We start from the raw sequence: 13,965 nt of genomic DNA, 5'->3' as shown, positions 1-13,965 counted from the left end.
AATCAAGCAGGTGTGTCGGCCGTGGTGGTTGCCTGGTGCGGATCCGGGAGGCGGGTCCTGGACAACCTGCGCCCGGAGAGAAGGGCGAGCCCGGCCAGCGCGGCGCCCGTCAGGCCGATCACGGTGAACGCCCAGAACGGGCTCGTGTTGTCCAGGACCGCCCCCGACAGCGGCGCGCCGACGCTGTTGCCGAGGGTGAGCGCCGCGCTGTAAACGCCCATCACGAAACCGCGCTGACCGGCTGGGCCCAACACGCTGGCCGCCTGGGCCGTGGCCGCGAACGCCGGTGAGACCAGCAGCGCGGGCACGATCATCGCCAGGCACAGCCAGCGCCAGTCGGCGGTCAGGCCCGCCGGAACGGTCGTCAGGCCCAGCGACAGCGCGATGACGCCCGCGGACGGCGGCCGGGACAGCGTGCCGTAGACGAGGGCTCCGACCAGTGAGCAGACCCCGCAGACGGTCATGACGAATCCAACCCACTGGACCTGCCCCGCCTCGCGCAGCGAGCCGGTGATCGCGATCTCGTAGCCCGAGATGACGAAAGTCGTCGCCATCGTCGCCGCCATGACCGGGAAGACCATGCCCCCGAACCGCTCCCGGAACGACAGTCGCACCGAGTCGCCGGTGTCGCTCTTCGTCGTGTCGCGGACCTGAGGGTTGAGCACCGCGAGCGCTGTGCCCGCGATGGCGACGACGAGACCCAGGGCTCGCATGGACACGGACGTCGAGATGTTCGTCGCCAGGAGCACCCCCAGCGCGGGGCCCACCATGTAGGAGATGTTGGAGGTGATGGAGTCCAGGGCGAAGCCGGCGTGCCGCTGGGTCTCCGGCAGCGAGACCGCGACGCCCAGGCGCACGATGGAGAAGCCCTGGACGTTCAGGAGGCCGGAGCCGACCGAACCGACGATCAGCATCCCGTAGGACATCGTCGGCGCGAGTCCCCAGAAGGCGAGTTGGAAGACCACGGCCGCGGCGAGAGTCGGGCGTACGCCGCGCTTGTCCATCACGCGGCCCTGCAGTGGACCGCCGATCGCGCAACCGATCGTCCACGCGGCGACCACCAGCCCTGCCGCGCCGAATCCGTACCCCAGCCCGAGCACCACGTGGAGGTTGATCACCACCGGGATCGCGACGACGGCGACCTTGACGAACAGGCCGAGCAATAAGAGCGGCCCCATTCCCGGTCGGGCAAGCACGGTTCGGTAGGCATCGACCCGCATATCAGTCCCTTCATGTTCGGTATGTGGGCATCCGACGGGCCGACGGTCACCACGCGGTGGACCAAGCCGGCTGGCTCAGGTGAGCCGGACCGTGTGCCGAGCCGGAGTGCTGTCTACGAAGTTCCGGGCTATCAGTTGGTAGAAGCCGGAGAACAGGTGGTGGCTGAGCCGCTGTTCGTGCAGGAACGACATCTGGCGACGGATCTCCTCCGGCACCTCCTGGCGCACGGCGAGCCGCAGGAACCCTCGGGTGAGGTCCTGGGGAGTGATCTGGCTGCCCGCGTGGGCGTTGGCGAACAGCCAGTCCTGACGGGGTTCGTCACTGATGCGCGGGTTGCGTCGGCGCTGGATCGCGATCTCGTAGTCCTCGCCGACGACATCGTTCTTGCGCATGACGAGATGCTGCAGGTTCCCCTGGTTGATGTCCATGACGAACTGGGACATTCGGCCCTTCTCCCGGAACGGCACCAGGTCCGTGCTGTCGAGCTCGCTCAGCCCGGTCGCACGGTGGGAGTAGGTGTTGTTGAAGCACGAGTACGTGATCAGACCCAGCTTGGTGTCGTCCTCGTCCAGCAGCTCGGCGTGGAAGACGAAGTCGACCTCGGTACGCAGCACCTCCGGGGGCAACTCGACCGGCGCGTCGGCGATCCCCTCCTCGCCGAGGAGACTGCCGAGCATGACCGCCTCGTCGGTCTTGAGGTACTCACCGAGCCGCCGCAGATACGGCATCGTCAGGGAAAGCTGGGTCGCCTTGCCCGGTGCCACCGACAGGTACCAGGCGAGCACATCGATGAAGTGGTAGCTGGAGAACGCCAGCGAACCGACCCCGGCCCGGTAGCCGTGTGCGTTGCCCAGGTTGTACTCGGAGGGGAACCGGTACATACCGGCGTTCTTCACCAGGTTGATGCTGGTGACGCCCTGCTTGTGCTTGTCGTAGACGTCCTGGATCTCCCCGGCCACCTTCAGGTAGGCGTCGTTCGCCCGTCGGCGCAGGGGCACCGCGATGTGGAAGGCCTTGTCCTGCTTCGCGATCATGCGCAGCAGGTCCTCGTAGTCGGTTTCGATGCGCAGAGCGCTCGCCGGGTCCCAGGACGCGTTCTCCGCGCACACGATCGGCTTGTCGCAGAGTGCGGACACGCCTCGGCCGGCGGCCCAACGCAGGTACACCATGTGGTGCACCGGGTCGCAGGCGATGATGATGGCGTCGAACGGCTCCTCGGCGTGCAGGGCGTCTATCTCGCGATGTACCGCGTCGGAATCCATTCCCGCCGGGTTCAGCCACTTCGGGCTGTCCAGCCGCAGTAACGTGGACAGCGGCTCCATGCCGGCGGCGTCGATTCCCTCGCGATAGGGATTACGCGGATCGCAGATCGCGCCGACCCTGACCGGAGTGCCCTCTTCCTTCATCTGCAGCAGCGCCGGAATATGGTTTTCCTTCGCCGCCCAGTGGCCGCATCCACCGACCAGCAGAACGTTGATGGGCGTGACTTCACTCACTGTGTTTCCCCCTTCGATTTTCATGGTCAACTTGATTCAGTGGCGAGGACTCCGCCACTGGGGTCGGTCGGGACCGGCAAGACATCGCGCAGTACCGACAGGAAGGCGTTGTTGGTCTGTTCGTCCGTGATCGCGAACCGCACATATCCGGCCAGCGAGGGCACGTCGGCAAGGTTCTTGATCCGATAGCCGGACTCGATCAGTCGGGCCGTGCAGTTCGCGGCCCTTTCCTCCGTGCCGAGCGGTACGGAGACGAAGTTCCCGCCGGAGGGCACCGGATCGAATCCCCACTCGCGTAGCCGGTCCATGGTCCGGCCACGTACCAGTCGAATCTCACGCCATATTTCCTCGAACATGTCGTGATATTCGATCGCCATTCGTGTGGCCAGCACGGAGGTGCTGGCCACCGCGTGTTCGAGGGGACCCGCGTCTAGTTCGTCGATGAGTGACGGGTCACCGCAGAGGATCGAGATCCTCGCCCCGGCCAGCCCATGGGACTTGGACATCGACTGAACCACGATCGTCGACCCGCCGGCGCGCGCGAACTGCTCGGCCACGGGGCCGTGAAATGCCTGGTAGCAACTGTCCAGGACGAGAATGTGTCCGCGGTCCCGCGCCACCGTGGCCAGCTCGTCGATGTAGTCGGACGAGAGGACCCCACCGAGGGGGCCGTTCGGCACGCTCACCGCGATCAAGGCGCCGGTGCTCTCGCGGGCGGCTCTCAGCAGCCGATGATCTTGCTCGGCCAGGTTGCCGGGGTCGGCGGTGATTCGGTTGAGCCGTAGACCGAGAATATTCGCGGTCGACTCCCAGGCCACGTAGTTCGGGTCCTGCAGAATTAGCAGGCCCTCACCCTCCGTCCGACGATTGTAGTACGTGCAGATCAATCGTAGGGCGGCGTCCGAACCTGGCGTCAACACCAGCCTATCGGCCGGCACGTGGAAATATTCAGCCAGTCCGAGGATCGATTCCATCCTCGCCGGATAACGGCTGAACAGCTTCGGAGGTGTCGCGGCGTATATAGCGCTCGCAATTTCCTCCGCCCGGGGATGTACCAGCTCGTTCCGGCTGAGATCAAGCCCATTGTCGAAGTCTCTGCGCCACTGAGACACGGGGTATGCAACCCCGCGTTCCGCGATTCTCATCCCCATCGCCACTCACCTTCTTGCGGCGTCGAGGTGTTGCCGAGCTGTGCTGCGGCACACAGCCCGCAGCCTAAATGAATGATTCGAGGCACTGTGATCCCATCTCGGGAAGCTAGAATATCCTTACGTGGAGGCCGGTCAGTCGATGAATCTACGCATCCACTTTCGACGGTAAACGCGGTAGCTACTTGCCACCGTCTTCGCGATCTCTTCGGTGTAAATTGCGACGAAGATGACGGGGAAAGGGAGGTGCAACGTGATCGCGGCGAAGTAGGTGAGGGGTATGGCCACGATCCATTGACACGAGAGATCTGCATAGAGGATGTAGAGCGTGTCGCCTCCCGCCCTCAGCAGGCCATTCTGCAGGGTCATGCTCATCGCGCGGAATATGAACAGCGCAGCCAGTACGACTGTGGCGTCCCGGGCGAGGGAGATGGTTTCCCCGTCGACGTCCGAATAGATGACCCCCACAAAGAGGCTGGTGAGGAGCAGCAGGATTCCGCAGGTGAAGGCGATGGCGGTGTTCCAGATGAGCAGCGCCTTACTTGTGCGCCACGTATGGTCCTGCTCTCTGTTCTCTCCGAGGCTGTTTCCGACGATTACGGCGGACGCGGTCGAGACGCCGTTGATCACGGCGATGGCTGCGGATTCCAGGGTGCTGACCATGGAGAGCGCGGCCAGGTTCTGCGTGCTGCCCTGGCCGACGAGCATGGCGTAGACAAGGATTCCGGATGCCCAGGCGGCCGAACTGAGGGAGACCGGACCGCCGACCACCAGAATCTTCTTCAGCAGAACGTTTCTGAGGCCGTCCCGAATGTCCCGCAACCCGAAGGCCATGAGATGCCGTGTGCCGTAAATGTACACAACATAGAAAAGACATTCAATGTAGGCGCTGATTACGGTCGCCCAGGCCGCTCCCCTCAGTCCGAGCGCAGGTATGGCGCCGACGCCGAATACGAGTGCGTAGGCTATCAGGATATGGATTACCGCGCCTGCCAGCGTGCACCGCATCGCCACTTTTGCCTCGCCGAGACATCGCAAAGTCGCCGCGAGTGCCGAAATGACGGCAAAGGGAATGATCATCGCGCTGGCGATCCTGATGTATCCCGCACTGAGTGCGACGACGGAGGGGTCGTCGGTACCCAGCCCGGCGATCCATTTCGAGCCGGTGAAGCAGATGACGAAGGCGGCCGTCGCGACACTGCCGGCGACGGCGACATTGATCGCTGTCGCCTGTCTGGTCTTTTCGTGACTTCCGTTTCCCCAGAACTGGGCGACAATGACTGCCCCGCCGTCAGCCATGCCCAGGGTCGCCATGATGATGACGTAGATGACCCGGCCGGCGTAGCCGATGGCTGCCACCTCGTCCGTGCCCAGGTGTGACACCAGGAATGAATCGATCAGCGTTCGAGAAGAGGACACCAACGACTGCAGCATCACGGGAACCGCGGTGGCGCACAGCAGGGTGACGAACCCACGACTGACCGCCAGGCGCAGGGCGCTCGGGGGCGCCGCCGCGGTCTCGGCCTCGGGGCGGTGAGGTTCATGCTGCTGTACGTCTGGTCCGGGAATGTTGGATCCGGCGCGGCTCATGTCGGGTGCTCCTGCTCGGCGGCGGACTGTGGTCTCTTTCGGAGACCGTTTGTGACTGGTGGCGGGCGCGACTCGGCAGGATTATTCGCGGACCGGAGAAAGTACCTCCAACAGTTCCTCCATTTTCCTTTCCTGTACGAGAGTCCAGCGCAGTCGCAGATCTTCGGGCAGGCCGGACAGGGTTCCCGGCGCGAAGCTCTCGATAAGACTCCCCATCTCGTCCAGGAATGCCGCACGAAACGCTTCGTTGTTCATCGGGATGGTCTTCAGCCAGTCGAAAAGGTCATCCACGAGGACCGAGCGATCGTAAACAGGCTTGAACTTCGCCCACCTTCCGTCCTCTGCGTGAGCCAGGAACTCGCTGACGTGCCGGCATCCCGCGATTCGGTCGGCCACCCCCTGGTGGTCTGTGAGCCGCTGGCTGATCGAGCCGGCACGGACCCGCCAGACATAGACATGCTCGTGCAGCACATCCACGGATTTCGCCATGAAATGGGCTGGGATCATGGCGGGTGAGTCCTCGTAGAGCATGCCTTCCGGAAAGGACAATTGGCGTTCATCCCAGAATGAGCGCCGGAACACCTTGTTCCAGGCCACGCGGTCCGTGAGGAGCGACAGGTCCTCGGTGATGTGCACGGAGGTGCGGGTCGTCTTTATCTGCTCGTACTGCCATGCCTGCGTCAATTCCGTGCCGGTGAGCCGCTGCACGTTTCCTGTGACGAAGTCCGAGCCGCTCGACTCGAGCAGGGAAACCATCTTCAGGTAGGCATCCGGCGTGACCAGGTCATCGCTGTCCGCGAAAGCCAGGTACTCGGTGTCTCCGCAGGCCGCCACACCTATGTTCCGGGCCCTGCCCAGGCCCCCGTGGCTCGTCTCCACCAGCCGAAAACGCGGGTCATCCGATATCAGATCCCGGGCCAGCTCACGACTGCCGTCTGTCGAACCGTCGTCGACCACGACGACCTCGATGGCCTCCAGTGACTGTGCCTTCAAGGAGTCCAGGCAGTCCTTGAGGTATTCGGCCACGTTGTAGACGGGTACAACCACGCTCAGAACAGGCTTGGTCATGGGGCGTCCTTAGAAGTTTTGGTGAGCCCGGAAGGGCCGTTTGCAGGTCATGCGTCAGGGCACCGCCGGGCGCACCCGGTCACTGCTGGGTCCGGGTGTCCCCCCGTTCGTCGCTCCACCAGGCTGTGGTGTCAGCCCGGAGAAGCGGCCGCGGCGATGTGCCGTCGATGGGCGAGCTGGAGAGCAGCAGGTCGCCCGGGCGCTCGATCTCGATGTCCTGCGGACCGAAATTGACGGTGCATATGAATCCGCCCGGACGACGGAAGACGAGGAGACCGGAGTCCGGCGCTGATGTGTCCGTCCACTCCAGCGTTCCGTCGTCCGCGCGCGGCAGCCCACGCCGCAGTTTCAGCGCCTGGGTGTACAGGCTGAGCATGGATCCCGGGTCGGCTTCCTGCTTTTCCACCGTCAGGTCCGCCCAACTGGTGGGCTGAGGCAGCCAGCTGCGGTCGGAGTGCGCCGGGCCGAATCCGTAGGAAGCGTTCCGGCCGGCCCATGGCAGCGGGACCCTGCACCCGTCTCGCCCGGGGTTGGCTCCCCCGGAACGCAGCCACACGGGGTCCTGTCGGGCATCGTCCGGCAGCTCCGTCACCTCCGGCAGGCCGAGTTCGTCGCCTTGGTAGACGTACGCGGAACCGGGGAGGGCGAGCATCAGGAGCGCGGCGGCCCTCGCCCGGCGGAGACCGACGGTTCCGCCGCCGAAGCGTGTGAGATGCCGTACCACGTCATGGTTGGACAACACCCAGGTGGCGGGCGCGCCCACGGCGCCCAGCCCGGTGACGGAGTCGCTGATGATGCGGTGGAGCTGAGGGGCGGACCACTCGGCCTTGAGGTAGTCGAAGTTGAATGCCTGATGGAGCTCGTCGGGCCGCAGGTACATGGCGAGGCGCTGGACCGTGGGGACCCACGCTTCCGCGACGGCGATCCGCTCGCCGGGGTAGGAGTCGAGTACGTGGCGCCACGACCGGTGGATGTGGTGCACGTCGTCCCGGTCCCAGCAGGGCGATGACCCGTCGTCCGGGTCTGGTCCGTCGACCATTTCGGGATAGCCGGGAGCCTTGATCATCGCGTTGGCCACATCGATACGGAAGCCGTCTACGCCCAGGTCGAGCCAGAACCGCAGGGTCTTCTCGAAGTCGGCCCGTACTTCCGGGTTTTCCCAGTTCAGGTCGGGCTGTTCGGGCGTGAACAGATGGAGGTACCACTGGCCGGGCCGGCCGCTGTCGTCCGTGACGCGGGTCCAGGCGGGGCCGCCGCCGAAGGCCGACTGCCAGCCGTTGGGCGGAAGGTTCCCGCCCTCGCCCTTGCCGGGGTGGAAGTGGTAGCGGTCTCGCGCCTCGGAGCCGGGAGCGGCTGCCAGCGCCTCGGTGAACCATGGGTGCTGGGAAGAGGTGTGGTTCGGCACGATGTCGATGATCAGCCGGAGCCCGTGGGCGTGGGCGTCCTGGAGGAGTTCCTTGAAGTCGGACAGCGTGCCGTAGGCCGGGTCGATGTCCCGGTAGTCCGCGACGTCGTAGCCGCAGTCCACCTGCGGAGAGGGGTAGAACGGGTTGATCCACAGCGCGTCCACTCCCAGGCCGGCCAGGTAGCCGAGCCTGCTGCGAATGCCCTGCAGGTCACCGATGCCGTCACCGTTGGAGTCGGCGAAGCTGCGGATGTAGATCTGATAGATCACCGCATCCCGCCACCAGCCCGTGGGTTCGTCCTGCGGGACGACGGAGCGGCTGTCAGCGGCCGGGAGGCCTGAGGTGTGCACGGTTCTTCTCCCTGTCGGCTTGTTCCGGAGCGGCTCTGTCCGGGGCGGCTTTTCCGGGGCGGCTCTGTCCGGATGGACGCGACGTCAGTGATTCGTGGCGGACAACACGGTGCTCAGCGCAGGAAGGGCGGGGGCGGGCCCCATCGCGGCCGCGAGCCGCTGGATGCCGTCGCCGAGCGGGGTCCGCGGCTCGTATCCCAGCTCGCGAAGGGCGCTGATGTCGGCGACGAGGGCATAGCTGTCCGTCAGGTCCCGCTCGTCGACCGTCACCTCCGCGCTCCGTCCGGTCGCCGCCTCGATGACGCTCACCAACTCGCGCAGGGACACGCTGGTTCCGGACCCCACGTTGTAGACAGCGCCGGGCTCTCCTCTCCTCGCGGCGACCAACAGGCCCGCGATCAGGTCGTCCACGTGCACGAAGTCCCTGATCTTGGTGTCGGGGTCTCCGGTGATGCGGATCGGGGCGCCGTTCAGGTGCCACCTGAGGAACTGGCCCGGCTCGGCCCCGGCACGGCGAGGGTCTTCTCCCGGGCCGTACACCACGAAGGCCCGGGCAGCGCTCGCGTCGATGCCGTAGGCGGCCACATAGGAGTTCAGCCAGTGCTCGACGGCCAGCTTGCTCGCGCCGTAGGGGTAGAACGGGCGGCAGGGATCCTTCTCATGGCACGGGGTCGTCTCCGGTTGCCCGTAAACCATGGCAGTGGAGAGGTACAGCAGCCGTGTCCCCGCGTGGTGGCGCACGGCTTCGAGGACGTTGATGCCGACGACGGCATTGGAGGAGAAGTCCAGCAGGGGGTCTTCCACCGAGACGGTGCCGCTGGGATTGCCGGCCAAGTGGAAGACGACGTCCACATCGGCGAGCGCCTCGACCGCCTGTTGAGGATCGCGCAGGTCGGCTGTCACGGCCGATGCCCCTGGTACGGGCTCCGAGGGGCGGTTGTCCACACTCCGTACTTCGATTCCAGCGCTCAGCAGCGCGGCGACGAGGTTCCGGCCTACGAATCCTGACCCGCCCGTCACGGCGGCCCTACGGAGCGTACGGTCATGTGATATCGGAGAGTTTGCCATGATGTGTTCCTTTCGCATACGTCGTGTCGGGCTGTGAACCAGCGGAGAAGGGGGAGCTCCCTTGCCGGTTCACGCCTTGGCGAGCGGCGTCCCGTCGCGATCAGGCGTGTCTCTTGGGCCGGTTGGGCGTCCGGCGAGCACCGCGGGCCGCCGAAGGCGTGGCTGACCGGCTCCCCTTCAGCCGGGCGGGGCCGAATCCGCTCGCGGACCAGGCCGCCGAGTTGGCTGAGCGGCCAGGACGTTGCCGTCGCATGACCAGGGCGCAGGTCATGCCGGTCCACGCGGACAGGCTTGCCGCTGTGCCGGGTCCGGGGACGCGTTGCCTCCCTGTGCACCGGGGTCCGGTGCGGCCCGCCTTATCGGCGGCTCCCCGTGGTCACGCGGTCATCCCGCCGTCGACACCGAGGACTTGTCCGGTGATGTGTGCCGCCGCCGGGCTCACCAGGAAGCCCACTGCGGCGGCGACCGCCGCGGCGTCCTGGAAACTCCCGGTGGGGATGCGGCCAAGAGTTCTCTCCTCGATCACTTCCACTGGCTGCCCCTGCTGTGCGGCCTGACGTCGGAAGTCCTCGTGGATCATTTCGGTGGGGACGATGCCCGGGGCGACGGCGTTGACGCGAGCCACGCTCGCGAGTTCCACGGCAAGGGCCCTGACCAGCCCCTCAAGGCCGGCCTTGGAGGCGGAGTAGGCGCCGATCAGCGCCTGTCCGCGACGTGCGGCCTGGCTGGATACGGCCACTGCCCGCCCGGGCGTATCGCCACGCCAGTAGGGAAGCGCAGCGGCGACGGCCAGGCCGAAGCCTCTCGTGTTCACCTCGAAAATCTCGTTCCACTGAGTCGGGGAGATCCCGTCCAGGGGCCCGACGTGCGCCACGCCCGGGCAGTAGACAAGGGCGTCCAGCCCTCCCATGGCCTGGGCGGCTTCATCGACCGTGCCGGCGACAGCTTCCGGATCCCGCACATCCAGTTCGATGTGCCGCACCGGAGACTGCGACCCCTCCGGCGTCGCCGCTCCGCCGGAGAGGGGCCCGCGGCCCGTTGTGACGACCAGGGCGCCGGCAGCCCGTAGATGCTCCGTGACAGCGCTTCCGATGGCCCCGGTGGCGCCTATGACCAGGCACCTCGATCCGGTGACGGTGTGGGACTGTCGGGACATCCGTGCCTCTTTCGTTCTTGAACGGTGAACAGGGATTGCATCCCGGTCGGGCGGGACGATCCGCCATGGCACGCGGAGGGCGCCGGCGCACCAGACGGAGCCATGGCGGGCAGGGAAGACATCCGTGAACTGTCGCCCGGCCGCTGGGTGACGGTCTGTCGGCGTCGTGCGCGACCGTCACTCAGGCGCTGACAGCGGTGAGAGAACCGGGACGTCGAAATCGCCGCGGTATCGCTGCCACGCTTCAGGTCCACAGAGGCTGACGGGCCTCGATGGTCTGGCCGGTGACAAACCGCGCTTGAGGAGTGAGCAGGAAGCGCGCGAGAGCGAGATTGTCCTCGACCGCCGGCAGTGCCGGGTATGCCTCCGTGCGGTCAAGCGTCCGTGCGCGGAGCCGGAGATGCTCCCGCGCGAGCGGTGTGTCGGCAGAGATCCCGACGACGTTGACGCTGATACCGGAAGGCTCCAGTTCGCGCGCCAGGCACAGCGTGTACTGTTCCGCCGCCGCCTTGGCCGAGGCATAACCGGCCAAGGTCTCCACGGGAACTCGTGCGGCACGGGAACCCACGAGGACGATACTGCCGGCGCCCTGACGCTGCATCAGGGGAACGACCCGGCGGACGGCCCGGACGAACCCGAGCAACGTCACATCGAACAGCCCCCGTAGCTCCTCGGGGTCGAGTTCCCAGGAGTGCCCGACCGCGGAGGTGTCGGACGGACAGTAGACCAAGCCGTACGGCGTGCCGTAAGCCTTGACGACGCTGTCGATCACCGAGCCCAGCGACACATCGTCGGTGACGTCCGCTTGTCTGTAGTCGAAGGCAGTCCCCACGGGCGGGGCGGACCGAGCCATGCCGATCACGGTCTCCCCCTGTCGGCTCAGCTCCTGAGCGAGAGCGAAGCCGAATCCGGAGCTGGCCCCGACGATCAGTAAGGGGCCACGTTCTGCCGGCTGTTCCTGCGTGCTTTCGGACACGTCTCTCCTTGTGCGGCGGTTCATCGTGCTGTGGGTCGTTCGGGCCCGCTGCCTCGCGGGCGGCCTTACGGCCCGGCTGGTGCTTCGACGCGGTCGAGCTGTTCTGCCGCGGCCGGATGTCGCCGCGGACGAAAGGTGACGGAGGCCGACGGGGTCGACGGGGCCGACGGAAGCCGACCCGACTGGACGCGGACCTGGACGCAGGCGTCGCCTGGCGGACAGCAGCGGCCCGTCGGCCCTCAAGAACGGGACAGACGTCTGCGGTTGAGGACCGGGCGACACGACCGAGGGCTGCCCGGGGCCTCGCCCTGGCGCAGCGGGACGCCGACCCGCGAAGCTCTCCGTCTCCCCGGGGGGCGTCTGCCCACGACGGGCCTCACCCGCTCTGTCGCCGGCGTGGACAGGAACGCGTCGGTCCGCGCACGGAGCCGAGTCGCCCCGCCGCGATGGCCGGCCGGCCGGCCGCGCCGGGAATTAACGATGGCCTCCCCCTTATTGCCATGACCAAGACGCCCGGGTCACCCCTGAGCGGCCCGAACGTTAGTCGCGCCGTCCCGGCTCGGGCCAGCCCTCAATCAAGCGCCGGTGAAGACATTGGCCCGAAGTGCTCGAACGCTTGTTCGGGGTGGCGATTGTTGAACGGTCGACGACGTTGAGCCGGAAGGTCGATATACCCCCTTTCGGTCTCCATGGATTTTCGCTCGGGGGTAGATAATTTCCCTGGCCAAGGAGCTATGTCACCCCCTTTGTTCGACATTCCGAACGGCTCGGGTGATTCCTGCCTTCAGGCCTCCAGGGGCCCGGGAAAGGTGACCGAGAGTATGCACTTGACTCCGCAGGAAAGCGCTCACTACTCTCTAAGTGGATCTTGTCGCGCCGCTTGCTCAGAGGTGGCGATCTGCGGTTTGCGTGAAATTCACACGCCAGCCTCTTTCGGTTTTTCGGCATACCTCTCAATGAGGTGGCGTTCAGACTCGGGGGGCAGCACCGGAGATTGAAGCTGTGCCCGCAATGAGACACCAGAATGTGAGATGCTGTGGGATCGCTCGTGAGTGAATTCAAGCCCGATCCTGGCCGTGCGGTCTCCTCACCCGTAACTCTTCCTCCCGGCCTGGCGGCCGTCATGGCCGGCCGCACTGTCTGGCACGTGAACACAACGGCAACAGGCGGTGGTGTGGCGGAGCTGCTCGACAGCTCCGTCAGACTTCACAACGACTCGGGGATTCGTGCCCGGTGGCTTGTGCTGAACGGCGAGGCGGAATTCTTCACGGTGACGAAGCGACTGCATCATCGTCTGCATGGCGGCGTGGACGAGGTCGGCAGCCTCGGGGAGGTCGAGCGAAAGTTATACGAAACCACCACGCGCCGCCAGGCAGAAGAAGTCGCGAACTGGGTGGGGGTCGACGACATATGTGTCCTCCATGACCCGCAGACCCTTGGCCTGGCGCCCCACCTCGCTGCTCGTGGACTGCGCGTGGCATGGCGCTGCCATATCGGGACATCGGTAGCGTCAGGCATTGTCGACGAGACCTGGCAATTCCTGCGGCCCTACTTACGCACGCCGGAGGTCTGCGGATTTTCCGTTGCCGAATACGCCCCGCCCCAGTTGCGGCAGGAGGACGGCAAGGTCCTCGTGCTGCGGCCGTCGATCGACCCCGCGAGTCGGAAGAACCGCCCGCTGGCGGCGCCCGCCGTCCATGAACTGCTCAGGGCCATCGGGCTGGAGCCCCCCACCGACGGCAGGCCGACCCGGAACACCCGAGGGGCGCGCGTCCTGCAAGACGATCACCTACCGCCCGACGCCCCCATGGTGATCCAGGTCTCCCGGTGGGATCCGCTCAAGGACATGGCCGGAGTTCTGGAGGGTTTCGCCACATATGTGGCCCCTGTCCGGGCCGACGCCCACCTCGTGCTCGCCGGCCCGGATCCCGCTGACATCCCGGACGATCCGGAAGGGGCCCAGATCCTCCACAGGCTGCGAGAGGCCTGGCAGGGGCTTCCGCCCTCCACAAGGAGGCGGGTTCATGTCGTGACCCTCTCCCTGACGGACACCGACACCAACGCGCAGGTCGTCAACGCCCTGCAACAGCGCGCGGACGTCGTACTGCAGAAGAGCCTGCGGGAAGGATTCGGGCTCACCGTCACAGAGGCGATGTGGAAGGGAAAGGCGATCGTCGCCAGCGCCGTGGGCGGAATACCGGCCCAGATCCGTGACGGCATCGAAGGGCTGCTGATCCGCAATCCACACGATTTCCAGACGTTCGGCCGCGCTGTCGTGCAACTCCTCGAAGACCCGGCACTCCGGAACAAGATGGGGGAAGCCGCTCGACGCCGCTGCGCGAGCCAGTTTCTCATCGACCGCGAATTCCTGGACTACTGCACCCTCTACCGCAGAATTCTGTCGGGCCACCGGATCATGGAGCAACCGTGACAAGGCGCTGAGCCGTTGTGCTTCTCGCGGAAGTGCGCAGCTCATACACGGCGTG

The 13,965-nt window shown here is 66.1% G+C and carries 10 protein-coding genes; 1 reads left to right on the top strand and 9 read right to left on the bottom strand.

Features of this window, described 5'->3' with window-relative positions:
- Positions 1 to 2: 2 nt before the first annotated feature.
- From ADK36_RS32985 to ADK36_RS32945, 9 genes are all read right to left on the bottom strand, one after another.
- Positions 3 to 1,178: an MFS transporter gene (locus ADK36_RS32985; protein WP_159391225.1), complete on the bottom strand. Its 1,176-nt coding sequence runs from the start codon at positions 1,176 to 1,178 to the stop codon at positions 3 to 5.
- Between the two features lie 117 nt (positions 1,179 to 1,295).
- Positions 1,296 to 2,717: a hypothetical protein gene (locus ADK36_RS32980; protein WP_048584407.1), complete on the bottom strand. Its 1,422-nt coding sequence runs from the start codon at positions 2,715 to 2,717 to the stop codon at positions 1,296 to 1,298.
- A 26-nt stretch (positions 2,718 to 2,743) separates the two neighbouring features.
- Complete coding sequence (locus ADK36_RS32975) at positions 2,744 to 3,862, bottom strand: aminotransferase class I/II-fold pyridoxal phosphate-dependent enzyme (protein ID WP_338060804.1); 1,119 nt, start codon at positions 3,860 to 3,862, stop codon at positions 2,744 to 2,746.
- A gap of 138 nt (positions 3,863 to 4,000) precedes the next feature.
- Positions 4,001 to 5,455, bottom strand: coding sequence for an MATE family efflux transporter (locus ADK36_RS32970; protein WP_053200063.1), 1,455 nt, complete (start codon positions 5,453 to 5,455; stop codon positions 4,001 to 4,003).
- Between the two features lie 81 nt (positions 5,456 to 5,536).
- Positions 5,537 to 6,523 carry a glycosyltransferase family 2 protein gene (locus ADK36_RS32965; RefSeq protein ID WP_053200061.1) on the bottom strand — a complete coding sequence of 329 codons (987 nt, stop codon included), beginning with the start codon at positions 6,521 to 6,523 and terminating at the stop codon, positions 5,537 to 5,539.
- A gap of 79 nt (positions 6,524 to 6,602) precedes the next feature.
- Complete coding sequence (locus ADK36_RS32960; RefSeq protein ID WP_053200060.1) at positions 6,603 to 8,279, bottom strand: glycoside hydrolase family 13 protein; 1,677 nt, start codon at positions 8,277 to 8,279, stop codon at positions 6,603 to 6,605.
- A gap of 84 nt (positions 8,280 to 8,363) precedes the next feature.
- Positions 8,364 to 9,347: an NAD-dependent epimerase/dehydratase family protein gene (locus tag ADK36_RS32955; RefSeq protein WP_048584402.1), complete on the bottom strand. Its 984-nt coding sequence runs from the start codon at positions 9,345 to 9,347 to the stop codon at positions 8,364 to 8,366.
- 376 nt (positions 9,348 to 9,723) lie between these two features.
- Positions 9,724 to 10,503 carry an SDR family NAD(P)-dependent oxidoreductase gene (locus tag ADK36_RS32950; protein WP_053200057.1) on the bottom strand — a complete coding sequence of 260 codons (780 nt, stop codon included), beginning with the start codon at positions 10,501 to 10,503 and terminating at the stop codon, positions 9,724 to 9,726.
- A 244-nt stretch (positions 10,504 to 10,747) separates the two neighbouring features.
- Entirely contained in the window at positions 10,748 to 11,479 is a 732-nt protein-coding gene (locus ADK36_RS32945) for an SDR family NAD(P)-dependent oxidoreductase (protein ID WP_048584400.1), read from the bottom strand.
- A 1,048-nt stretch (positions 11,480 to 12,527) separates the two neighbouring features.
- Between ADK36_RS32945 and ADK36_RS32940 the strand changes: the two genes are divergently transcribed.
- Positions 12,528 to 13,910 carry a glycosyltransferase gene (locus ADK36_RS32940; protein WP_159391223.1) on the top strand — a complete coding sequence of 461 codons (1,383 nt, stop codon included), beginning with the start codon at positions 12,528 to 12,530 and terminating at the stop codon, positions 13,908 to 13,910.
- Positions 13,911 to 13,965 lie beyond the last annotated feature (55 nt).

It is taken from the genome of Streptomyces viridochromogenes (genome assembly GCF_001270495.1).
In the GTDB taxonomy this organism is placed as follows: Bacteria; Actinomycetota; Actinomycetes; order Streptomycetales; family Streptomycetaceae; genus Streptomyces; species Streptomyces viridochromogenes_A.
Note: the sequence above shows the minus strand (reverse complement) of the source record. Positions and strands in the feature narration are given on the sequence as shown.